Source organism: Occultella kanbiaonis (assembly GCF_009708215.1).
Lineage (GTDB): Bacteria > Actinomycetota > Actinomycetes > Actinomycetales > Beutenbergiaceae > Occultella > Occultella kanbiaonis.
In genome coordinates this window covers 2,716,818-2,738,872 of record NZ_CP046175.1, presented here as the reverse complement: position 1 = coordinate 2,738,872, position 22,055 = coordinate 2,716,818, and the positions used below count along the sequence as shown (strand labels likewise).

Below are 22,055 nucleotides of genomic sequence, written 5' to 3'. Positions count from 1 at the left end.
CGGCTCGCTCCCCTGCTCCCTGCCCGACGGCGGACCATGGGTGCCGTGGTCGGCGCCACCCTGGTCTGTGGTCGTGTTGAGTATGCTCACGCTCCGCGTCCTCCACGGTTCGAGGTGGCCAGCAGCCACAGCAGGTAGGGCGCGCCGATGATGCCGGTGACGATGCCGACGGGCACCTCGAGCGCCCCGAGCACGTTCTGCGCGGTGAACTCGGCCGCCAGGACGACCACCGTCCCGACCAGCGCCGACGGGACCAGGGCGAGCCCCGCCGTCGGCAGCAGTCGGCGGGCGATCGGCGCCGAGACGAAGGCGACGAACGCGACCGGGCCGGCGAACGCCGTCGCCACGGCGGCGAGGCCGACGGCAACGGCGAGCACCGCGAGCCGGGCCCGCTCCGGCGAGACGCCGAGCCCGCCGGCGGTCTCGTCGCCGAGCTGCAGGATTCGTAGCCGCCCGACGCTCACCCCCACCAGCGGGACGAGCACGAGCATCCCGACGGCCAGGACCGCGATGTCGCGCCAGGGCGGCGTCCCGATGCTGCCGACCATCCAGACCAGCGCCGAGCGGACGTCGTTGACCTCGGACCGGGTCAGCAGGTAGCCGATCCCGGCGTTCACGGCGAACGCGATGCCGACCCCGATGAGGACGAACCGGTAGCCGGACACTCCGTCCCGCCACGCGAGCAGGTAGATCGCGGCCGCCACCACGATGGCACCGGCGAACGCGAACACCGACAGCACGATGCCGCCGACCCCGAGCACGAGCAGCCCGAACGCCGCGGCGAGACTCGCTCCCCCACTGATGCCGATGATGTCCGGGCTGGCCAGCGGGTTGCGCAGCACGGACTGGAACAGCGCACCCGAGAGGCCGAACGCGACCCCGACCAGGACGGACAGGACCACGCGGGGCAGGCGCAGCTTGGTGATCGTGAAGGCGCCGTCGCCGTTACCGGCGCCGAAGATCCCGAGGAACTGGTTCCACAGGTCCGAGGCGTGACCGTCCCAGACGAGAGTCGCCAGCGCGAGCCCAACCGCGAGACAGATCAGGACGAGCGTGATGGTGCGGACCCGGCCGGCGGCCTCGTTCCGGGCGGCGCGCAGCACGCCCGTCGGGGCGGGGATCGTGGCAACCTGCTCGACGCGGCTCACAGCCCCGCCAGCTTCACTCGGCGCACGATCGCGATCATGACCGGGGCGCCCACCAGCGCGACGACCAGGCCGGCCTCGAGCTCACCCGGGCGGGCGATGACGCGGCCAACCACATCCGCCGCGAGCAGCAGCGCCGGCCCGACGAACAGCGAGTACACGAGGATCCAGCGGTAGTCGCCGCCGATGACCGGGCGGATGATGTGCGGCACCACGAGGCCGACGAACACGATCGGCCCGGCCAACGCCGTCGCCGTCCCGGCGAGCAGCACGATCGAGACGGCCGCGACGCCGCGGGCGACGCCGAGGTTCGCGCCGAGCCCGCGGGCGAGGTCGTCACCCATCGCCAACAGGTTCAGGGAGCGTCCGGACAGCAGCGCCAGGGCCAGGCCGATGGCGAGCAGCACGAGCAGTACCCAGGACAGGCCCCAGGTCCCGGTCCCCCGGGAGGCGAGCGAACCCACCTGCCAGAACCGGAACGCGTTCGTGGTCTCCGTGCTGGAGATCAGGATCAGGGTGATGATCGACGTGATCCCGGCGGTCAGCGCGGTACCCGCGAGGGCGAGCTTGACCGGCGTGGCACCTTCGCGTCCGATCGCACCGATCGCATACACCACGGCGGCCGCCGCGGCCGCACCGGCGAACGCGAACCAGACGTACCCGGACGGGCTCGTGATGCCGAACACGCTGATCGCCAACGCGACGAACAGCGACGCGCCCGCGTTCACTCCGAGCAGGCCCGGGTCGGCGAGCGGGTTGCGGGTGATGCCCTGCATCAGGGTGCCGGCGACGCCGAGCGCAGCACCGACGAGCAGGCCGACGAAGGTCCGCGGCAGCCGCTGGTCCCAGACGATGTTGTGCAGCACGTCACCCGGCAGCCGGTCGGTGAGCGCGGCGAACACCACGTCGAGCGGGATGTCGCGGTTGCCGAACGCGAGGCTGGCCGCGACGGTCAGGGCGAGGAGCCCGACGGCGGCCGCCAGGCCGAGCAGGCGGGTGCCGCGGGTGCGGCTCATCGCGCTCGGCGGAGCAGGCGTCGCCTCGGCGACGCCTGCGGTGTCCGGTCGAGCAGTGGGCTTGGGGTGGGTCGTACTCACTGGCCCTCTGCGCGGCCCTGACGCCAGTACCCCATGAAGGCCACCCGCCGCCGGCAGACGCCGACGTCGGAGACCAGGATCCGGCGCAGGCTCTTGATCACCGACGCCTCACCCGCGAACCAGGCGTAGAAGTCCGAACCGCACCGCTCGCCCCGGCCACACGCGTCGATCGCCTGGACCTGGAGCACCGGCGAGTCCCAGAGCAGCTCGGAGTCGACGTCCACGTCGTCCATCGCCTGCGGGACCACGGCGAGCGCGTCGTCGACGACCGCGGCGTTCGCCTGCACCCAGGCGCTCACGGCGGGCACGAGCAGGTGACCGTGGTCGTGCTGCTCCCGGGCGAGCCAGGTGATCCGGGCACCCTCGGGCAGGTCGACGGCCAGCGCGTCGGCTTGCGTCGGCACCTCGATGAAGGCGCGCGCGTTCCGGCCGGCCGGGAGGGTCTCCAGGATCGAGCAGATCGCAGGCGCGGCGGTCTCGTCGCCGGCGAGCAGGAGCTCGGAGGCGGTTCCCGGTGCCCAGTCGGCGCCGACCGCTGAGTCCTTCGACCGGGAATCCGGTCCGACGATCACGAGCCGGTCCCCGACCTGCACGCGGCCGAGCCAGCGCGAGGCGGGCCCGGCGTCGCCATGGGCGACCATGTCGACGTCGAACTCGCCCTGCTCGGGGCGGACGTCGCGGACGGTGTAGGTCCGGAACGGCGACCTGCCGTCCTCGGGCAGGGCACGCCAGGTCTCGTACCAGGTGCCGGCGAGGATGGCCTCGGGGTCATCCGCGCCGACCTCGCTGACGTTGCCGTCCTCGTCCGGGATCAGGACCTTGATCCGCTGGTCCTGGCGGTCGGTGCCGAACCAGTGCGCGTCCGGCCCGGTGAACGTCAACCGGAGGAAGTGCGGGCTCAACTGGCGGATGTCGGCCACCTGCACCGCGAACGGACGGTAGGCCGGGCGGTCATCCTTGACGACGTCCGGGCGCGCGCCGGCATCGGGAAGAGAGGTGAGCATTGCCTAAGTAAAGCATCGCGAGATACGTGCCGTCCATGTTGGCTAATTCACTCCAGGGCGGCCGGCGCGTCGGGGTGGACCTGACCCGGCCCGATCCCCGGTGGGCCCTCAGTTGTTCAGGAAGGAGATGTTCAGCCGCTTGGCCAGCAGATCGAAAAGCACGTCCGCGTTGGCGACGGTCTGCACGCCGACGGACCCCGCCACCTTGATCTGCTGGTCACGGAACTCGTAATAGGTGCCGTTCTTGTCCCGCATGACCGTGATGCCGCGGATGGCCGACACGGGGAATTGCTTCTTCTTGAGGGCGATCGTGCTGCTGCTGACCTTGACGTCGCCGAAGTCGATCGTGTCGCCCGCCTCGAAACGCTGCCGCACGTCGGTGGCGACCGCCCCGTTGATGGTGCGTTGCATGACGGCGAAGAACTCCTTGTCGTCGATACCGAGGGTGCCCTTGCGGCCGGCCCAGGACAGCCACTCGCTGCGGTCCTTGCCGAGCGTGGACAGGTACTGCATGTCCCGCCAGGGCACGTCGTGGACCCGGCTCTCGGTCACGACGCGCACCGCCGACGGGTAGGCCCAGACGAGGGTGCAGCCCTTCGGCCGGCCGGCCAGCAGGACCCCGAGCGCGGCGACCAGCATCAGCCCACCGAGTACGAGGCCGACCGCGGGGCTGCCCTTGCCGCCGGAGGCACTGACGGCCAGGAACGCGCCGAAGCCGCCGAGGAGCCCGGCCACCAGGGTGAGGAAGCCCGTCACGAGACCGGTCGTGGTGGCGAAGGCGGTCAGCGGGGCCTGTTGGCTCGCGAGCTGGTTGGCGACCGCGACGTCCCGGCGCCACCTGACGACCACCGCTCCGATCGCGATCAGGGCGATCAGGACTACCACCAGGCCGGCGACGATCGCACCCAGGTTCTGGGCCTGCGCGAACTCCAGCCGCTCCTCGTAGGTCCACGTGGTGGTGTTGAAGCTCCGACGGGACCTGGTCTCGCAGATGTCACCCGCGACCATCACGCCGTCGCTGCCACAGGTCGCCAGGACCTCCTTGGCGTTGTTCGCGAGGAACAGCGCCACGCCGCCCGCGCCGATGAGGCCGAGGAAGACGACCAGGCCGGTCGGGAACCTGCGGAAGACCGCCAACGGGTCCTTCGGTCGTTCGGGCTGCCCGGTGTCCGCGGCGGTCGGGCTCTGCTCGTTGGTGGTCACCGCGGCATGGTACTGATCAATCCACATTCTGGAACTCACCGTCCACGCCCTGCCACGACGGCACGATGGCGCCACAGCCGCGCTCGATGGCTCTACGGTGAGCAGATGCGCCCCCAACTGTGGCACGTGCTTGTTCTGCTGATCATGGTCGCGATCGCCGTCGTGCTGGTCGTGATCGTCTTCGCGGCGGTCCGCTCGTCCCGGCGTCCCGGCCCGCCGACGGTCGGGCCCGGACCGCAGGGCAGCGGGCCGCACCCGGGCTCCGGCTCGCAGCCGTACGCCGGGACCTACGGCGACCGCCCGGCGTCGCCAGGTGCCGAAGGACCGGCCTCGTTGCCCGGCGCGGTCGATCCGGAGAAGCGCGTCGCAGCCCTGCGGGAACTGGCGCAGATGCGCAAGGACGGCCTGCTCACCGAGGACGAGTACCAGGCGGAGGTCCGCCGCTTGGGCTGAGCGGCACTCCTGCGCCAGGATGGTCGCCGTGACTGCTGACGCGAACCTCCTGACCGGCTTCCGCCTCCGCAACGCCGAGCAGCACCTCGGCGCGTACGGCATCCATGTCCACCGGGAGGGCCACGAGCCGGTCGAGCACCGGTTCCGCGCCGACGACCGGGTGAACATCTACTCCGGGTCCAAGACGTTCACGGCGGTCGCGGTGGGGATCGCCCAAGGTGAGGGACTGCTGGGACTCGACGACGCCGTCGCCGGCTTCTTCGACGGTGTCCCGACCGCAGCCCGCAACGAGTCGATCACGGTACGGGACCTGCTTCAGATGTCCTCCGGCAACCCGTTCAACTGGTTCGAGCCGGCTTCCGAGTCGCCCACAGACATCGCCGCCAGGTGGCTCGCCACGGAACCCGTGCGCGCGCCCGGGGAGCGGTTCGAGTACTCGAACGCATCCACCTACCTGCTCGGCCGGATCATCCACGCCGTGAGCGGCCAGGACCTGCGCGAGTTCCTGCTGCCCCGGCTGTTCGATCCGCTGCACATCGCCACGCCGCAGTGGTTCCGCTGCCCGCTGGGCTTCCCCGAGGCGGCCAAGGGGCTGCACCTGACCACCGGCGAGCTCGCCCGCCTCGGCCGGTTGCTGCTCCAGCGGGGCGAGTGGGAGGGCACCGCCCTGGTGCCAGCCGGTTACGTCGATGCCATGCACACCGACGTCGTCGACACCTCCCACTGCGGCGACGAACCGGAGGCGACGGCCGGGTACGGCTACCAGGTCTGGAACAGCACCGTGGACGGCGCCTGGCGCGTCGACGGCAAGTACGGCCAGTTCTCGATCGTGCTGCCCGAGCAACGCGCCGTGGTCACGATCACCGCACACAACGAGAGGGTTCCGTTCGACCTGCTCCGAGCCGTGTGGGACGAGGTGCTGCCGCGGCTGTAGGACCCAACGGTCCTGCCCGCACTGACCGTCCTGGGCGACCTGATGCTGTACAGCTCAGCACCCGACGAGCAGCACGATCGTGCAAGCCGGGCTGGCGTCGGCTCACACACCAGGGCCGCCGGCAATCCGCAGTCGTTCGTGGCGGACTTGCAGCGCAGCGCCGGGAATCGAGCAGTCGATCTCTGGCTGCGCGGTTCCGCCATCTCCGCCGAACGACGTACTCCGCCCGCCCCAGGTTTGCCGGTACAGCGCTACGCGGAGCAGAACAACGCTGCGCACACCTTCGACGCCGGCGCCCTGGTCGATCACACGACCCACCTGGTCCTGCGGGCCGACCGCCTCAACAGGCCGTCAGGGGCCGACCTCGGCAAGCTCGCGGCGAACGCGGACAAGCAGATGCCTCCCACGAAGAAGAACGGCCCGATCACGTGGAAGGCCGGCACGAACACGGGGATCTCGCTGATGGCCAACAGCGAGCGGATTCCCGACAGTAAGAGGGTGCAGGTCGTCCTCACCGTGCCCGATTCGCTCCAGATCCTGCAGACCGGCCCAGCCGATCATGCTGAGTTCCACACCACCGCGGTGCTCACCGCGGGCCAGATCGGGGCCGCCTTGGAGAGCGTGACGTTGGTTGACCAGTACCACGGGGACGTTGTCCAGCGCACCGCTGAGATCGCGGCTGAACCCGAGATCCGCTCCACCCCGACCGCCTGACCATCGCTGCCGCCACGACACCTCGGTCGCGCGCCTCGGCGCCATCGCCTCAGGTAGCACCACCAGCGACTCCATCCTCACGGCCATCACGCCCCTTCCCGCCGGGCTCACAATGCAGGAGCGGTAGGACCTCGCCGACGACGACGGCGGTGGGCGGGCAAGTGCGGCCCACCGCGATGACCTGATCGAGCAATACGCAAAATGCCACCGCCCGCGAACGTCTCAGATCGGTCACAATCCGGCGTCAATCCGTCTTCCTGCCGTGACGAGGTTGCAGTTTTGCGCAAAACCCGCTTGCGTCCTCGGCAGTGCCGCATCCGCGGCAGCTGTCCGAGGAGGTGCAGGCATGGCGCGACGACGCTCCGGTGGTGGCCGCGTCACCCAGGCTGACGTCGCCCGCCTCGCGGGTGTGAGCCAGACAGTGGTCTCGATGGTCCTCAACGGCACCGGGATCACCCAGCACCGCGTCGGCGACGACACCCGCCGCCGGGTACTCGACGCGATCGAGCGGACCGGCTACGTCGCCAACCCGATCGCCCAGCGGCTGGCCGGTGGCAACAGCGCACTCGTCGGCGTGTACACCTACGAGCCGGTCTTCCCGAGCAGCGCCGGTGACTTCTACCAGCCGTTCCTCGAGGGTGTCGAGCGCGAGGCACAGCAACGCGGCGTCGACCTGGTGCTGTTCACGTCCATGTCCGCCCACCACGGCGGACCACTGGTCGACGGCGGCGCGCTCCACCGGCTCCGGGTCGCCGACGGGTGCGTCCTCCTGGGTCGCCACTCCCACGCGCAGGACCTCGTCGCGCTGGCCAGCCAGGACTTCCCGTACGCGTTCGTCGGCCGCCGCGCCGCCCCCGGCGTCACCGTCCCGTTCGCGGGCGCCGACTACGACGAGGCGACCGCCGTCGTCACCCGCCAGCTCCTGGAGCTGGGACACCGGCGGATCGGCATGGTCACCGTCACCCCGCCGCACGAGTCCATCGAGGACCGGGTCCGTGGCTACCGGCGCGCGATGCGCGCCGCCGGGCAACTGCCGGTGACGTTCGAGGACCCCGACCTGACCTCCGGCGAGTTCTTCGGGACCCTCACCGAGCACGGGATCACCGCGGTGCTCACCGTCTCGGACCTGGCCCACGACGTCTACAGCGCGGCCCTCGCCCGCGGTCTCCGGGTACCCGAGGACCTGTCGATCGCCCGCCTCGGCGACCCGGAGCAGCGTGAACCGAGCGTCGTCGACTGGGCCGGGTTCACCATCCCCCGCATCGAGATGGGCGCCGAAGCACTGCGCATCGTGCTCCGACAGCTCACGCCATCCGACCCGCACGGCGACGAGCCGGAGCGGGACCTGCAGGCCTTCATCCCGTGCGAGACCTTCACCGGCTCGACCATCGCTGCCCCACCCACATCCACGACCACCAGACGCACCACCAAGGAGAACTCCCACCGATGAGCGGCAACATTGCGGACGAACACACCCAGGTCCTCGTGGTCGGTGGGGGGCTCGGCGGCGTCGCCGCCGCCCTCGCCGCGGCACGGTCCGGTGCCACCGTCGTCCTCACCGAGGAGTTCGAGTGGATCGGCGGACAGTCCACCTCCCAGGGCGTGCCCCTGGACGAGCATCCCTGGATCGAGGACTTCGGCTGCACCCGGTCCTACCGCCGGTACCGCGACGGGATCCGCGACTACTACCGGCGGGCCTACCCGCTCACCGACGAGGCCGCGGCCCGCAGCGATCTCAACCCGGGCGCGGGCTGGGTCAGCAAGCTGTGCCACGAGCCCCGCGTCGCCGTGGCGGTGCTGGAGGAGATGCTCGCCCCGTACCGGTCCAGCGGGCAGCTGCGCCTGTTCACCGGGTACCGCCCGGTCGCCGCGGACGCCGTCGACGGCGTCGTCGCCACGGTCACCCTGGCCCCGGTCGACGGCGGCACGCACATTCGCGTCAGTGCGGACTACGTCATCGACGCCACCGAGCTCGGGGACCTGCTGCCCCTGGCCGGCATCGACTACGTGACCGGGTTCGAGTCCCGGGCCGAGACCGGCGAGCCGAGCGCTCCCGAGCAGGCGCAGCCGGACAACATCCAGGCGCTGAGCATCTGCTTCGCCGTGGAGCACCAGGCCGGGGCCGACCACACGATCCCCAGGCCCGCGCAGTACGAGAAGTGGCGCGCCGTGCAGCCGGAGTTCTGGGGCGCACCACTGGTCAGCTGGACCGCGCCGCACCCGCGGACCCTGGAGATCACCTCCCGGCACTTCGAGCCCAACACCGGTGACGACGTGCTCGCGGTCGTCGCCGATCAGAGCGCCAACCCCGGCGACACGAACCTGTGGACCTTCCGCCGGATCATCGCCGCGGACATGTTCGCCAAGGGCACGTTCGACAGCGACCTCACCCTGGTGAACTGGCCGTCCATCGACTACTTCGAGGCACCCGTCATCGACGTGCCCGAGGACGTCGCCGCGGCCCGGCTCGAGGACGCCCGCCAGCTCAGCCTCTCGATGCTGTACTGGATGCAGACCGAGGCACCCCGGCCCGACGGCGGCGCCGGCTGGCCCGGCCTGCGGCTGCGCCCGGACGTCATGGGCACCGAGGACGGTCTCGCGATGGCCCCGTACCACCGGGAGAGCCGCCGCATCCGCGCCCTGACCACGGTCACCGAGCAGGATGTCTCCCCCGCCGCCCGCGGCGAGGACACGGCCCGCACCTACACCGACAGTGTCGGCGTCGGCATGTACCGGATCGACCTGCACCCCTCCACCGGCGGTGACAACTACATCGACGTGCCCGCGGCGCCGTTCCAGATCCCGCTCGGCGCGCTGATCCCCCGCGGCGGCGGGAACCTGCTCGCCGGTGCGAAGAACCTCGGCGTCACCCACATCACGAACGGCTGCTACCGGCTGCACCCCGTGGAGTGGAACGTGGGCGAGGCCGCCGGCATGCTCGCCGCGCACTGCCTGAGCCAGGGCCTGACCCCCGCCGACGTGCACACCGACCCCGACGCCGTCGGGGTCTTCCAGCACCTCCTCGAGGCCGACGGCTTCGAACTGAGCTGGCCCGACGGCGTCTACGCCTACTGAGCGCCACCGAGAACCCCCGAGTCCTGACAACGAAGTCCCCCACCCCAAGGAGCAGCAACCCATGAATCCCCAGATCCGCCGTCGTCACTTCCTGTCCATGGTGGGCATCGGCGCCCTCGGCACCACCGCGCTCGCCGCGTGCTCCGATGGCGATGCCGGCGACGAGCCCGCCGACGGTCCCGTCGACCTGCGCATGACGGTCTGGACCGCGTCCGAGGACCACCTCGCCCTGTTCCAGGAGATCGCCGACGCCTACATCGCCGACCACCCGGACGAGGTCTCCTCCGTCACGTTCGAGACCATCCCGTTCGAGGACTACACCACCAACCTGACCACCCAGCTCGCCGGCGGGAACGCGCCGGACCTCGCCTGGATCTTCGAGTCCAACGCCCCCGAGTTCGTCTCCTCCGGGGCGCTCGTGGACGTGCGCGAGACCCTCTCCGGCACCGAGGGCTACGACTTCGAGGACGTCGGCGAGAGCGCCCTCGAGCTGTGGGAGGACGGCGACGCCCTGTACGCCTACCCGTTCTCGAACTCGCCGTTCGTGATGTTCGTGAACACGGACCGGCTCGCAGCCGCGAGCCAACCGAACCCGGCCGAGCTGGTCGCGTCCGACGGGTGGACCTACGACGCCGCCCGCGACATCTCCGCAGCCTCCGTGGCCGCGCTCGGCGGCGCCGGCCTCGTGGTCCGAGACTTCGACTACATGAACTGGACCAACCTCGCCAGCGTCTGGGGTGGCTGGGACGCAGAGCCCTGGAGCGCGGACGGCACCACCTGCGAGTTCGACTCCCCCGAGATGGTCGCGGCCCTGGAGTGGTTCCAGGATGCGGTGTTCGTCAAGAACGCCATCCCGGGGCCTGGCACGAGCGCCGACTTCTTCGCCGGCGACACGACGATGACGATCACGCAGATCTCGCGGGCATCCTCCCTCGACGGCTCGTTCAACTGGGACATCGTCCCGCTCCCGGCCGGACCCACCCAGCAGGAGAACATCGTCGGTCAGGCCGGCGTCGGCGTGCTGGCCGCGGGCGCGAACACGCAGGCGGCGGCGAACTTCCTGGCGTTCTTCACGAACCCGGAGAACTCCGCGTCGCTGTCCCTGTACTTCCCGCCGCCGCGCGAGTCGCTGCTGAACCCGCAGACCCTCGCGGCCGGGAACCCGCTGTTCAGCGAGGCCCAGCTCGACATCGTCGTGGACTCGATCAGCGGCGCCACCACGAAGCCGTCGCACGCGAACTTCGCTCAGGTGGACACCACCGCGCGAGGTGCGCTGGATGCCATGTGGAGCGCGGACGCGGATGTCGCCGCCGTGGCGGCCGACGTGTGCGAGGCGATCCAGCCGCTGCTCGAGGGCTGAGGCGGGAACGGAACACAGGAGCGAGATGACCTCGATCACCACCACTGGTCGGGCGGGCCGGCCCCAGCGCCGGTCCGCCTGGCGGCGGCGCGACGCCGCAACCGGATACGCCTTCGTGGCGCCCGCCGTCATCGGCGCGATCGCGTTCGTGATCGTGCCCCTCGGCGCGGTCATCTGGTACTCCCTGCACGAGTGGAACGTGCTGGCGAACACGTTCACGTTCGTCGGCCCGCAGAACTACCAGGACATGCTCAGCGACGGTGCCCTGCACGACTCGCTGATCGCGAGCCTGTGGTTCTCGCTCGGCGTCGTCGTCCTGAACATCACGCTCTCGCTGTTCCTCGCGGTGCTGCTCAACCAGCACCTGCCCGGCACCACGCTGTTCCGGGTCCTGTTCTTCACGCCGGTCGTCGTCTCGCTCGTGGCGTGGACGATCGTCTGGGGGTTCCTGCTGCAGGCGGACAACGGCATCAACGGCTTCCTGGCGGAGTTCGGAATCACCGGGCCGAACTGGCTGCGCAACAACGTGACGGCCATGATCTCGGTCATCGTGGTGCAGGTCTTCAAGAACGTCGGCCTGAACATGGTGCTGTTCCTGTCCGCACTGCAGTCGGTACCCGAGGAGATCCAGGAGGCCGCCCGGCTCGACGGCGCCGGCGCGTGGCGCAGGTTCTTCTCCATCACCCTGCCGATGATCAGCCCGACCATGCTGCTCGTCGCGATCCTCACCGTGGTCGGTTCGCTCGAGACGTTCGCCCTGATCGACGTTCTCACCGACGGTGGCCCGGGCACCTCGACGACCGTCCTCGTGTTCTACCTGTACCGGCAGGCCTTCGAGTTCAACCAGTTCGGGTACGCCAGTGCCATCTCCGTGCTGTTGTTCGTGATCGTGCTGGCCCTGACCCTGCTCCAGTGGCAGACCCGGAAGCGGTGGGTGTTCCATGAGTCCTGATCAACTGACGCCAGAGCGCCCGACGGCGGAGCGCACCTCGGCCGCGTCAGTCGCCGGTGCTCACGGCTCGTCTCCGGCGCGCCGCACGCGGCGCGCGTTCGGCAGCCAGCAGCTCGGGCGGGCGGCGCTGGTGTTCCTGATGATCGTCGTCGCGGTGCCCTTCGTGTTCCCGATCTGGTGGATGGTCACGTCGAGCATGAAGACCACGAGCGAGATCCTGAGCCTGCCGCCCAGCCTCTGGCCGGAGTCCCCCTCGATCGAGTCCTACCGTCAGGTCTTCGAGCTGCAGCCGTTCGCCCAGCAGTACGTGAACAGCCTGTACATCGCGGTGCTGGTGACCGTCGGCACGATGGCCGTGGCGGCCTTCGCCGGGTACGCGTTCGCGCGGATCCGGTTCCCCGGCTCCAACGCGCTGTTCGTGCTCGTGCTGGTCGGCCTGCTGGTGCCGTCCGAGGTGACGATCGTGCCGCTGTTCCGGATGGTGAACTCGGCCGGGCTGATCGACACCCACTGGCCGCTGATCGTGATCCCGATCCTCGGGGCGCCCAGCGTGCTGGCCACGTTCATCATGCGCCAGTTCTTCGTCACCCTCCCGGGCGAGCTCGAGGAGGCCGGCCGGATGGACGGCCTGAGCCGGTTCGGCATCTTCGCCCGGATCGCGCTGCCGCTGTCCCGCTCGGCCCTCGCGGCTGTCGCGATCTTCACGTTCCTGAAGTCCTGGAACCTGTACCTCGAGCCGCTCGTCTACCTGTCCACGAAGTCCAACTTCACCCTCCCGCAGGCGCTCACGCAGTACGTGGACGCCTACGGCGGCCCGATCTGGAACGTCCAGCTCGCGGCCACCACCCTGACCGTGATCCCCGTGCTGATCGTGTTCATCGCCGCTCAGCGACAGTTCATCGAAGGGCTGGCCAACTCGGGGCTGAAGGGCTGACCGGCCGGGCGCCCATGCCCGGCGATGCACACGACCGAAGAAGGTTCAGATGCGCTCGCTCACCGCTCTCCTCGGGGCCGCCGCCCTCGTCGCCACGTCGTTCGTCGCGGTACCCACCGCGCAGGCGGCCCCACCCGGACCGGCGGGCGCGCCCGTCTCCCTTGGCGAGATCGCCCTGGTGCCGCTGGATGACCGGCCATTCCCCGCCGTCACCCCGCTGGAGATCGCCGCGGCGGGTGGCCACACCGGGATCGCCCCGCCCACCGAGTACCTGGGTGAGTTCCTCACCCACGGGGACCCGGACGCCGTCGGGCAGTGGTGGCGCGAGAACGCCGGCCGGGCGGACGCCTCGGTGGTCGCCCTGCCGATGCTCGCCTACGGCGGGCTGGTCGCCTCCCGGACCTGCGCCACTGACCTCGCCACGGCACAGGACCGGCTCGGTGTCCTCGAGGAGGTCAAGGACGAGGATCCGAACCAGCCGATCTACGCCTTCGACGTGATCCAGCGGCTCACGATCGAGCCCACGAGTGGCTATCCCGGCATGTACTCCGGCCCGGTCCGCCGGTGGGCCGAGCTGATGGACCAGGTCGAGAATCTCGGCATGGAGGAGTTGCGCGCGGAGTACGAGGAGGTGACCGCGTCGATCCCCGAGGACATCCGCGCCGACTACCTGTGCGCTCGGGCCCGCAACCACGAGATCAACCGGGAGATGATCCAGGCAGCCGCGACCGGCACGATCGACTTCCTGGTCCTCGGGCAGGACGACGCGAGCGCGTTCGGCCCGCACCGCGCGGAGAAGGAACAGCTCGCGGCCCTGATCGCCGAGCTCGGCGTCGGCGACCGCGTCAAGATCTACCCCGGCGCGGACGTGCTCGGAGCATTGCTCACCGCGAAGCTGGTGGTCGAGCGGCTCGGAGTGGACCCGTCCGTGGCCGTCGCGTGGTCCCGCACGCCCGGCACCGAGTGGACCGCCCCGTACCAGGACATCCCGTACAACGACCTCGTGGACGAGTACATCGCCACGCTCGGGGCGCACCGCACCGACGCCCCCGACGCGGACGTCCTGCTCATGGCGAACACCTCCGGGCCGGGGTCCCTCGATCCGTTCGTGGACCGGATCGCCGCCGAGGTGGCCCGTGGCCGGCTCGTCGCGGTCGGTGACGATGCGGTCGCCGGGGTCGTCGACCCCGAGCTGTACTCGTTGCTGACTCCCCGGATCGACGTCGCCGAACTCGGCGGCTGGTCCGGCTGGAACGTGGGGATCGCCCTGTCGCAGTCCGTGGTCCGGGCCGCACTGCTCCAGGCCGGCGGAACCCTCGCCGCCGGTGACGGCCCCCGGGACGCCCTCGTGCCCCGCCAGCGGCAGCAGGTGCTCACCGACGCCGCGACCGCCCACCTGCGCCTGTTGCTCGAGGAGCAGATCCACACCGGGCTGTACCGCAACAACGTGCGGGACTCGGTGCGCCAGTACGCGGTCAGCCACGGGGACGACCCGCAGTACATGACAGTGGTGTTCGACGGGGCGAACGCGCTCGCCGTTGAACGCACCGAGCCCCTGGCCCAGGCGTTCTTCGCCGAGGAGTTCGCCGGTGTGCCGATCCGGATCGGCAGCGACGGTCGCCGGGAGCACACCGTGACCGTATCCGGGCTGACGTCGCTGGAGCTGCGGCTCGGCTGGCCCCGCTACCAGGAGCTCGACGTGTTCCCCGAGGTGGCACTGACCGACGCCCCACCGGCCCAGCCGGTCAGTCTTGCCCTGCTGCCGGCGCACGTGTCGGTGCTCCCGGGTGCGGGTGTCCCGCTCGACCTGACCGCGGTGCTGCGCAATGACACCGCGCGCCCGGTGAACGCCACGGTCAGCGTGAGCGCACCGGACGGCTGGACCGTGCCCGGGCCGGCCCGGGTGGTGCTGCAGCCGTTCCAGGTCCTCGACGTGCCGGTGCCGGTGACGACGGCGGAGCTCGCCCCGAACTCGTCCGCCGCGGTCGAGGTGGTCCTCACCCCGCGGGGCTCCTCCGCCGCCTCGGCGACCACCACCATCGGCGCCGCCTGGCGCAACATTGCCCTCGCCTCCTCGGGCGCGAGCGTGCAGGCCTCCGGGCAGTGGAACCAGTACGCCGCGGACCGGGCGATCGACGGCAACACCGCGAGTACCGCGAGCCGCTGGATCTCGCCCGTGGGCATGCCGCAGTGGCTCGAGGTGACCTTCGCCGGGCCGGAGCCGGTCGACACCGTCGGCCTGTACCAGTACGCCGGGTACCTGCTCTCCGACTACACGATCTCGGCACTGGTGGACGGCGCCTGGGTCGAGGTCGCATCCGCCACGGTCAACACGGAGGTGACGCCCGTGCACGACTTCGAGACCGTCGTGGCCACGGCCCTGCGCCTGGAGGTCACCGGCACCCGGGACGGACAGGTGCGCCTGTACGAGCTCGAGGCGACCTGCCGCACCGTCGGCGCCTGCGACTGAGCGAGCGGGAGGGTCCGCGACCAGCTGTCGCCGGTCAGGGTCGCGGGCGCGCGCTGTCGGCGAACGGGGCACCCGTGCTGCCCGACGGCGGTGCCTCGTTCTCGCCGATGTCGCCCTGGGCATCGCCGGGCTCGGGGGCACCGCCGGCGTCGTCCGTGTCCGCGGCGTCCCCGGCGATGTGCCGGCGCAGCGCCGGCAGCACCAGTGCGAAGGCCGGGATCAGGATGATCACCGCGGCGACGTTCACGCCCCGGAAGTCCCCGAACGCCAGGATCGGTCCGGCGAGGGCGGCGGCGAGGGCGCCGGCGTAGTTCATCCCGGCGTCGGTGGCGCCCTGGAGCGGGATCCGCACCTCGTCGGAGGAGACGCCGGCCAGCAGTGACGACGCTGAGATGATGCAGGCGGACCAGCCGATCCCGAGGATGGTCAGCGCGACCGCGGTGAGGGTGCTGCCGCCGCCGTCCCCGCCGTGCTCGGCGTGCTCGGCGCCACCCGCGGCCAGCGCGGCGGCGAGGAACCCGAGGGCCACCGCCACGACGAGGATCACCATGCCGCCGATGGCGGTGTGCACGGCGCCCCACCGGTCGGCCAGCCACCCGAACACCGGGCTGAGCGCGTACATGCCCAGCACGTGCAGGCTGATCACGATCCCGACGAGCTCCAGGGACATGCCGTGGTGCTGCATGTGCAGGGGGGTCATCACCATCACCATGACCATCACCGAGTGCGCGCACGCGATCAGGACCACCGCGAACCGCGCCACCGGGTGGCGTCCGGCCCAGCGCAGCGCGGCGATCGCACCGACCGGGCGGGGCGTCACCGCGGACCCGACGGCCGCCGTCGGGTCCGGCCCGGCGGGAGCCGTCGCGCTCGGCTCGGCGGGAGCCGCCGTCGGGCTCGGCGCGGCGGGGGCCGCCATCGGCCGGAAGAACAGCGCCAGCACGGTCGCGGCGGAGGCGAACGACACCACCGAGAACAGGTACGCGCCGACGAGCCCCGGCAGGCCGAGCGAGAGCCCGAGCCGGTCCCCCACCGCCGTCAGGTTCGGGCCGGCCACGGATCCGACCGTGGTCGCCCAGATCACGATCGACATCGTCCGGGCCCGGCTCGCGAGCGGGGCGTTGTCCGCGGCGGCGTACCGGGACTGCAGGTTCACGGCCTGCGCCACACCGAACAGGCCGAGGCCCACCAGCATGATGATCAGCTGGGAGAGCACGGCCGACGCGATGATCAGCAGTGCGCCGACGACGGCGAACGCGTAGCCGAGCGAGAGCGCCCAGCGCCGGCCGCGCCTGGTGGCCATCGTCGCGAGCGGCACCGCGGCGACGGCGGCACCGAGCACGCTCGCGGCCTGGGCCAGCCCCGCCACCGAGGTGCCGCCGAGCCGCTCCGCGAGCAGGCCGCCGACCGCCACCCCGGAGGCCACGCCCACGCCACCGAGCAGGTTGGATACGATCAGGATCCCGATGCTCCGCCCATCGATCCGCGCCATCAGGCGGCCGCCTCGAGCTGACCGGCGAAGTGGCACTCGGCGGCGTGACCGTTGCCGAGCTGCACCAGCGGCGGAGCCACGTCGGCGCACACGTCCTGTGCCATCGGGCACCGGGTCCGGAACCGGCAGCCGCTCGGCAGCTCCAACGGGCTGGGCGGTTCACCGTGCAACACGATCCGCTCCCGCCTGACGGTGGGGTCCGGGATCGGGGAGGCCGCCATCAGCGCGCGGGTGTAGGGGTGCTGCGGGTTCTCGAACACGTCATCGATCGTGCCGTACTCCATGAGTCTGCCCAAGTACATCACGCCGACACGCTGGCAGACCTGGCGCACGATCGGTAGTCCGTGGGCGATGAACAGGTACGTCAGCCCGAGGCTCTCGCGCAGGTCCACGAGCAGGTTGCTGATCTGGGCCTGCACCGACACGTCGAGCGCGGAGACCGCCTCGTCCGCAAGGATCAGCTTGGGGTTGAGCGAGATCGCCCGGGCGATCCCGACGCGCTGGCGCTGTCCGCCGGAGAGGGCGCGCGGGCGTGCGCCGGCCCGGGACGGGTCCAGCCCGACGGCGCGCATCAGGTCGGCCACCCGGTCGTCGAGCTCGGAGCCGCGCACCTTGTCGAAGACCCGCAACGGCTCACCGATGATGTCCCCGACGTCCATCCGCGGGTTCAGGGAGCCGAGCGGATCCTGGAACACCACCTGCATGTGCCGGCGGACCCTCCGCAGGTTCGTCCCGCCCAGGTGGGAGATGTCGAGGCCGTCGAACTCCACGCTGCCGGACGTCGGTGTGCTGAGCCGCACCGCAACCCGGCCGAGGGTCGACTTCCCGGACCCGGACTCCCCCACCAGCCCGAACGTCTCGCCGCGCCCGATGGTGAGGGAGACGTCGTCGACGGCGCGCAGGAGGTCGGGTCGCACGAAGGGGTTCGAGCTGCTGCGGACCTCGTAGTGCTTGGAGACGTGGTCGAGGGTGAGGATCGGGTCGGCGACGACGACGTCCTCCTGGTCGCTCGTACTGGTCTGCGTGAGGCTCACGATGCCTGTCCTCTCACCGTGACCAGCTCGTCCTCGCCGATCACCACCTCGCCCGGGCGCCAGCACGCGACGGCCGTGCCGGCCACCTTCGTCAGTGGCGGGTCCTCGACCGTGCACCGCTCGGAGGCCCGCGGGCACCGAGGATGGTACGAACAGCCGGTCGGCAGGTTCGACGGGTCCGGGACCGTGCCCGGGATCGCCGGCAGGTGCTCGGGCCGCGCACCGATCATCGGCGGGATGCATGCCAGCAGACCCTTCGTGTACGGGTGTGCGGAGCGTGCGAACGCGTCCCGGGGCGAGGCATCCTCCACGACCCGGCCGGCGTACATCACCACCACCCGGTCGGCGAGGTCCGCGGCGACGCCCATGTCGTGGGTGACCAGGAGTACGGACATGTCCTCGTCCCGGCGCAACTTGTCGATCAGCTCGAGGATCTGCGCCTGGATCGTGACGTCAAGGGCCGTGGTCGGCTCGTCGGCGATGAGCAGCTTCGGGCGGGCGAGCAGCGCCATCGCGATCATCACGCGCTGGCACATGCCACCGGACAGCTGGTGCGGGTAGCTGCGCAACACCCGGGCACCGTCATGGATGCCGACCTCGGCCAACGCCTCCAGCAGGCGCGCGGTCTCCGCCTTCTGGGAGACCCGCTCGCGCCGGCGCAGCCCTTCCCGCAGCTGGGAGTCGATGTTCCAGACCGGGTCGAGGGAGCTCAGCGGTTCCTGGAACACCATCGCGAGCTCACGCCCACGCAGCCTTCGCATCCGCTCGGCGCCGAGGTCGAACAGCTCGTCGCCGTCGAAGACGGCGCTGCCGCCCACGCTCATCCGCGGGTTCAGCTGGGTCAGGCCCATGATGGTCCTGGCGGTCACGGACTTCCCGCTGCCGGACTCGCCGACGAGGCAGACGATCTCACCGGCCCGCACCTGCAGGGTCGCGTCCCGGACCAGCGGGATGGCGGTGCCGTGGCGGTCCACGTCGACCCGGAGTCCGGTCAGGGCGAGCATCGTTCGCGCAGTGGTGGTGGTCATGGTTCTCCTACTCGACGTCGAGACGGTCGCGCAGCCAGTCGCCGAGGAGGCTGACGGCGATGACGGTCAGGGTCAGGGTGATGCCCGGGAAGGTGGAGATCCACCAGGAGTTCGCCAGGTAGGGCTGTCCGAGGGAGAGCAGCTGACCCCAGTCCGGCACCTCGGTGCGGGGACCGAGGCCGAGGAAGCTCAGCGAGGCGGCCACCACGATGGCGACCCCGATCGAGACGGTCGCCATCACCACGGAGGGAGCCAGTGCGTTCGGCAGGATGTGCCGGAACACCGTGCGGGTCGGGCTGAACCCGTTGGAGCGGGCCGCCTCCACGTACAGGTGCCCGCGCACGGTCAGCACCTGTCCGCGCATCACCCTGGCGAAGCCTGGCACGGTGGCGATCCCGACGGCGAGGATCAGGTTCGTGGTCGTGGAGCCGAGTGCGGCGGCGATGATCAGCGCCAGCAGCACTCCGGGGAAGCACATCAGCATGTCGATGAACCGGCCGATGACCATGTCCACCCAGCCGCCAAGGTATCCGGCGATCAGGCCGAGGACACTGCCGACCAGCATCCCGAACGCGGTGGCGCACAGGCCGATGATCATGGCGCTGCGGGCGCCGTGCACCAGGAGGGTGGCGACCGAGCGGCCGTACTGCTCGGTCCCCAGCGGCGTCCCCGCTCCCGGCGGCTGCAGCGCCCGCGCGGGGTCCAGGACGGTGGGGTCTTCGGTGGCGAGCACACCCGGGATGAGGGCGGCGAGGACCACCACGGCCATCCACGCCAGCGAGGCGTACAGCAACGCCGAGTTCACGGAGACGCCGGTACGGCGCAGCTGCCGCCGCAGGCCCTTGACCTCGGTGAACGCCGCGGCATCGACGGCCGCCATCAGCGCACCAGCGCCGCGGGCTCGGCCATGGCGGCAACGGCGCCCGGATCTGACCCGGTCCCGCCGTGGTCGTGCTCGAGCATGCTGCGCATGGACATCGGGAGGAAGTCCTCGGGCAGCGGCTCGATCGCCGGCAGGGCGTCGGGGGTGAACTCCTGCCCGCGGGCGAGGACCAGGCGAAGCTCGTCCAGGGCCCGCAGATCCGTGCGCGGGTCGCCGGCGACGGCGATCAGATCCGCCTCAAAGCCGGCGGCCAGCTGTCCCGTCCGGTCCGCGAGGCCGAGGGCGTGCGCGGACCGGGACGTGGCCGAGAGCAGGACCTGCGCGATGGGGATGTCGAACTCGGACATCGCCACCAGTCCGCCGACGAACCCGTGGTGCGGGGTGTTGTCGATCCCGGCGTCGGTGCTGGCGATGATCTTCGCACCGCGCCGGTACAGCTCGCCGAGCGCGAAGTCGCGGCCCTTCATCAGCACCCGGAACTCGCGCATCCGGAAGTTGCAGGTCGGCGACACGTAGATCTCGGACGCCGCGATCCGGTCGGCGAGTTCCGGGTCGGCGCCGCCCATGCCGTCCTCGGTCTGGAACGAGCAGTGCTCCATGGTGTCCACGCCGGCATCAAGCGCCCGCCGGATCCCCTCGGTGCCGTGCGCGTGCGCGGCGACCCGCTTGCCGAGCCGGTGGGCCTCGTCGACGGCCGCCCGCAGTTCGTCGGTGGTGAACTGCGCGTGCCACGGTGCCGATCCCGGGGTCATGTTGCCACCGGTGGACATGAGCTTGATGACGTCCACCCCGGCCTTGTGGTGACGTCGCACCATCTTGCGGACCTCGTCGATCCCATCCGCCTCGGCGCCCATGAACCAGCAGTGCCCACCCGTGGTGGTGATGGCGCCGCCGGCGGTGAGCAGGCGCGGTCCGCGGGCAGTGCCGTTCGCGATGGCGTCCCGGACCACCACATCGGTGTAGCCCCTGGCGCCCAGGTCCCGGGCCGTGGTGACGCCCACGCTGAGGAGCTCCCTCGCGCTGCGCAGCATGAGCGCCACCTGCTGTTCGTCGGACTCGGCCATCATCCGGGCCACCGGGTGCGGCGAGCCGTCGAACGCCAGGTGCACGTGCGCGTCGATGAGTCCCGGCATGAGCGTGACGTCGCCGAGCCATCGGACGTCGGCATCCGGTGGGTACTGGTCGGCCGACAGGTCGGCCTCCCGCCCCACCCAGACGATCCGGTCGTCCTCGATGATCACGGCGCCACCGTTGATGACCTCCAGGTCCGGTCCGGCCAGAACTCGATCCGCGATGAGTACGAACATGGTGCGATCCCTTCAGCCCTTACCCAGCGCGGTACGAACGCGGGGGTCGATGAACGAGTACGAGATGTCGACGGCGATGTTCACCGCGATATAGATGACCGCGATGACCAGCACCACGCCCTGCACCACCGGGTAGTCCTGGCCGCCGATGGCCTGCACGAGCATCTGACCGATGCCCTGACGCGTGAACACCGTCTCCACGATCACCGAGCCGGCGACCAGCCCTCCGAGCTGCAGGCCCACCACGGTGACGGTGGGGATCACGGCGTTGCGCAACACGTGCTTCATCACGATCAGGTGGGACCTCAGCCCCTTGGCGTGCAGCGCCGTCACGAAGTTCTCGCCGAGCACCTCGATCACGCTGTTGCGGACCAGCCTGGTCACCGTGCCGGCGGCCGACAGGCCGAGCGTGATCGCCGGGAGCACCAGGGTGCTCAGGCTGCCCGACCCGGTGGCCGGGAACCAGCCGAGCGTGAACGAGAAGAACATGATCAGCAGCAGTCCCACCCAGAAGGACGGCATCGAGGTGTTGATCAGGCTGGTCACCCGGACGAAGCCGTCGATGACGCCGTTGCGCTTGATCGCCGAGAGGGAGCCGAGCACGATCCCGGTCACGGCGGAGACCGTGGCTGCCGCGAAGGCCAGGATCAGGGTCTGGTCCACCTGTTGGCCGATCATCTCCGAGACGGGCTGACGGGTGCTGTAGGAGGTGCCCAGGTTCAGGGTGAGCGCGTTCGTCAGGAACTCCCAGTACTGCGCGGGGATCGACCTGTCCAGACCGAACTGCTCGCGCAGCGCCTCGACAACCTCCGGGGTGGCCGGGGACCCGGCCAGGATCGCCGAGATCGGGTCGCCGGGCAGCAGCCGCAGCGTGATGAACAGGATGACGGTGACGCCGAGCAGCGTGGGGATGCCGGCCAGGACGCGTCTGGCGATGACGAAACCCATGAATCCTCCCTTGGTGTCGGTG

At 70.8% G+C, this 22,055-nt stretch carries 19 protein-coding genes; 9 read left to right on the top strand and 10 right to left on the bottom strand.

Annotation, left to right across the window (positions count from 1 at the left end):
* Positions 1–86 precede the first annotated feature (86 nt).
* The 4 genes from GKS42_RS12630 to GKS42_RS12615 all read right to left on the bottom strand — a co-directional run bounded on the left by GKS42_RS12630 (position 87) and on the right by GKS42_RS12615 (position 4,449).
* Positions 87–1,148, bottom strand: coding sequence for a FecCD family ABC transporter permease (locus tag GKS42_RS12630; RefSeq protein ID WP_210769368.1), 1,062 nt, complete (start codon positions 1,146–1,148; stop codon positions 87–89).
* A complete protein-coding gene (locus GKS42_RS12625; RefSeq protein WP_154794142.1) occupies positions 1,145–2,161 on the bottom strand; it encodes a FecCD family ABC transporter permease in 1,017 nt (338 codons plus the stop codon). Before GKS42_RS12625 ends, GKS42_RS12630 begins: the two co-directional genes overlap by 4 nt.
* A 77-nt stretch (positions 2,162–2,238) precedes the next feature.
* Entirely contained in the window at positions 2,239–3,246 is a 1,008-nt protein-coding gene (locus tag GKS42_RS12620) for a siderophore-interacting protein (RefSeq protein WP_154794141.1), read from the bottom strand.
* 108 nt (positions 3,247–3,354) lie between these two features.
* A complete protein-coding gene (locus tag GKS42_RS12615; RefSeq protein ID WP_154794140.1) occupies positions 3,355–4,449 on the bottom strand; it encodes a DUF6585 family protein in 1,095 nt (364 codons plus the stop codon).
* A 105-nt stretch (positions 4,450–4,554) separates the two neighbouring features.
* Between GKS42_RS12615 and GKS42_RS12610 the strand changes: the two genes are divergently transcribed.
* The 9 genes from GKS42_RS12610 (at position 4,555) to GKS42_RS12570 (ending at position 15,341) form a co-directional block, all read left to right on the top strand.
* On the top strand, positions 4,555–4,902 hold the full coding sequence (locus tag GKS42_RS12610) for an SHOCT domain-containing protein (RefSeq protein WP_154794139.1): 348 nt from the start codon (positions 4,555–4,557) through the stop codon (positions 4,900–4,902).
* A gap of 19 nt (positions 4,903–4,921) precedes the next feature.
* A complete protein-coding gene (locus GKS42_RS12605; protein ID WP_154794138.1) occupies positions 4,922–5,836 on the top strand; it encodes a serine hydrolase domain-containing protein in 915 nt (304 codons plus the stop codon).
* 42 nt (positions 5,837–5,878) lie between these two features.
* Positions 5,879–6,550: a hypothetical protein gene (locus GKS42_RS12600; protein WP_154794137.1), complete on the top strand. Its 672-nt coding sequence runs from the start codon at positions 5,879–5,881 to the stop codon at positions 6,548–6,550.
* A 346-nt stretch (positions 6,551–6,896) separates the two neighbouring features.
* On the top strand, positions 6,897–8,000 hold the full coding sequence (locus GKS42_RS12595) for a LacI family DNA-binding transcriptional regulator (protein WP_154794136.1): 1,104 nt from the start codon (positions 6,897–6,899) through the stop codon (positions 7,998–8,000).
* Entirely contained in the window at positions 7,997–9,625 is a 1,629-nt protein-coding gene (locus tag GKS42_RS12590; RefSeq protein ID WP_154794135.1) for an FAD-dependent oxidoreductase, read from the top strand. Before GKS42_RS12595 ends, GKS42_RS12590 begins: the two co-directional genes overlap by 4 nt.
* 61 nt (positions 9,626–9,686) lie before the next feature.
* Entirely contained in the window at positions 9,687–10,985 is a 1,299-nt protein-coding gene (locus tag GKS42_RS12585; protein WP_154794134.1) for an ABC transporter substrate-binding protein, read from the top strand.
* 25 nt (positions 10,986–11,010) lie between these two features.
* Positions 11,011–11,937 (top strand): carbohydrate ABC transporter permease, encoded by a 927-nt coding sequence (locus GKS42_RS12580; RefSeq protein WP_154794133.1) that lies wholly within the window; start codon positions 11,011–11,013, stop codon positions 11,935–11,937.
* The gene (locus GKS42_RS12575) at positions 11,927–12,871 is read left to right on the top strand and encodes a carbohydrate ABC transporter permease (RefSeq protein WP_210769366.1); all 945 of its coding nucleotides are present in this window, start codon (positions 11,927–11,929) and stop codon (positions 12,869–12,871) included. Before GKS42_RS12580 ends, GKS42_RS12575 begins: the two co-directional genes overlap by 11 nt.
* A 49-nt stretch (positions 12,872–12,920) precedes the next feature.
* Positions 12,921–15,341, top strand: a complete 2,421-nt coding sequence (locus GKS42_RS12570; RefSeq protein WP_154794132.1) for a DUF4127 family protein — start codon at positions 12,921–12,923, stop codon at positions 15,339–15,341.
* Positions 15,342–15,375: 34 nt separating this feature from the next.
* Here GKS42_RS12570 and GKS42_RS12565 read toward each other — a convergent pair whose 3' ends face one another.
* From GKS42_RS12565 to GKS42_RS12540, 6 genes are read right to left on the bottom strand one after another with little or no spacing between them, the layout of a single operon-like run.
* Positions 15,376–16,833, bottom strand: a complete 1,458-nt coding sequence (locus GKS42_RS12565) for an MFS transporter (protein ID WP_154794131.1) — start codon at positions 16,831–16,833, stop codon at positions 15,376–15,378.
* Positions 16,833–17,867 (bottom strand): ABC transporter ATP-binding protein, encoded by a 1,035-nt coding sequence (locus GKS42_RS12560; protein ID WP_210769365.1) that lies wholly within the window; start codon positions 17,865–17,867, stop codon positions 16,833–16,835. Before GKS42_RS12560 ends, GKS42_RS12565 begins: the two co-directional genes overlap by 1 nt.
* Complete coding sequence (locus tag GKS42_RS26240) at positions 17,864–18,895, bottom strand: ABC transporter ATP-binding protein (protein WP_154794129.1); 1,032 nt, start codon at positions 18,893–18,895, stop codon at positions 17,864–17,866. Before GKS42_RS26240 ends, GKS42_RS12560 begins: the two co-directional genes overlap by 4 nt.
* A 7-nt stretch (positions 18,896–18,902) precedes the next feature.
* Positions 18,903–19,775: an ABC transporter permease gene (locus tag GKS42_RS12550; RefSeq protein ID WP_154794128.1), complete on the bottom strand. Its 873-nt coding sequence runs from the start codon at positions 19,773–19,775 to the stop codon at positions 18,903–18,905.
* Positions 19,775–21,085: a metal-dependent hydrolase family protein gene (locus GKS42_RS12545; protein ID WP_154794127.1), complete on the bottom strand. Its 1,311-nt coding sequence runs from the start codon at positions 21,083–21,085 to the stop codon at positions 19,775–19,777. The genes GKS42_RS12550 and GKS42_RS12545 overlap by 1 nt, the downstream gene beginning before the upstream one ends.
* Before the next feature lie 12 nt (positions 21,086–21,097).
* Positions 21,098–22,033, bottom strand: coding sequence for an ABC transporter permease (locus tag GKS42_RS12540; RefSeq protein ID WP_154794126.1), 936 nt, complete (start codon positions 22,031–22,033; stop codon positions 21,098–21,100).
* Positions 22,034–22,055 lie beyond the last annotated feature (22 nt).

Excerpts from the sequence above, each read along its gene's own strand:
- GKS42_RS12590 (WP_154794135.1), top strand. The coding sequence starts at position 7,997 with ATGAGCGGCAACATTGCGGACGAACACACCCAGGTCCTCGTGGTCGGT.
- GKS42_RS12595 (WP_154794136.1), top strand. The coding sequence starts at position 6,897 with ATGGCGCGACGACGCTCCGGTGGTGGCCGCGTCACCCAGGCTGACGTC.
- GKS42_RS12610 (WP_154794139.1), top strand. The coding sequence starts at position 4,555 with ATGCGCCCCCAACTGTGGCACGTGCTTGTTCTGCTGATCATGGTCGCG.
- GKS42_RS12625 (WP_154794142.1), bottom strand. The coding sequence starts at position 2,161 with ATGAGCCGCACCCGCGGCACCCGCCTGCTCGGCCTGGCGGCCGCCGTC.
- GKS42_RS12575 (WP_210769366.1), top strand. The coding sequence starts at position 11,927 with ATGAGTCCTGATCAACTGACGCCAGAGCGCCCGACGGCGGAGCGCACC.
- GKS42_RS12620 (WP_154794141.1), bottom strand. The coding sequence starts at position 3,246 with ATGCTCACCTCTCTTCCCGATGCCGGCGCGCGCCCGGACGTCGTCAAG.
- GKS42_RS12540 (WP_154794126.1), bottom strand. The coding sequence starts at position 22,033 with ATGGGTTTCGTCATCGCCAGACGCGTCCTGGCCGGCATCCCCACGCTG.
- GKS42_RS12545 (WP_154794127.1), bottom strand. The coding sequence starts at position 21,085 with ATGTTCGTACTCATCGCGGATCGAGTTCTGGCCGGACCGGACCTGGAG.
- GKS42_RS12565 (WP_154794131.1), bottom strand. The coding sequence starts at position 16,833 with ATGGCGCGGATCGATGGGCGGAGCATCGGGATCCTGATCGTATCCAAC.
- GKS42_RS12585 (WP_154794134.1), top strand. The coding sequence starts at position 9,687 with ATGAATCCCCAGATCCGCCGTCGTCACTTCCTGTCCATGGTGGGCATC.
- GKS42_RS12600 (WP_154794137.1), top strand. The coding sequence starts at position 5,879 with ATGCTGTACAGCTCAGCACCCGACGAGCAGCACGATCGTGCAAGCCGG.
- GKS42_RS26240 (WP_154794129.1), bottom strand. The coding sequence starts at position 18,895 with ATGACCACCACCACTGCGCGAACGATGCTCGCCCTGACCGGACTCCGG.
- GKS42_RS12550 (WP_154794128.1), bottom strand. The coding sequence starts at position 19,775 with ATGGCGGCCGTCGATGCCGCGGCGTTCACCGAGGTCAAGGGCCTGCGG.
- GKS42_RS12605 (WP_154794138.1), top strand. The coding sequence starts at position 4,922 with ATGGTCGCCGTGACTGCTGACGCGAACCTCCTGACCGGCTTCCGCCTC.
- GKS42_RS12580 (WP_154794133.1), top strand. The coding sequence starts at position 11,011 with ATGACCTCGATCACCACCACTGGTCGGGCGGGCCGGCCCCAGCGCCGG.
- GKS42_RS12570 (WP_154794132.1), top strand. The coding sequence starts at position 12,921 with ATGCGCTCGCTCACCGCTCTCCTCGGGGCCGCCGCCCTCGTCGCCACG.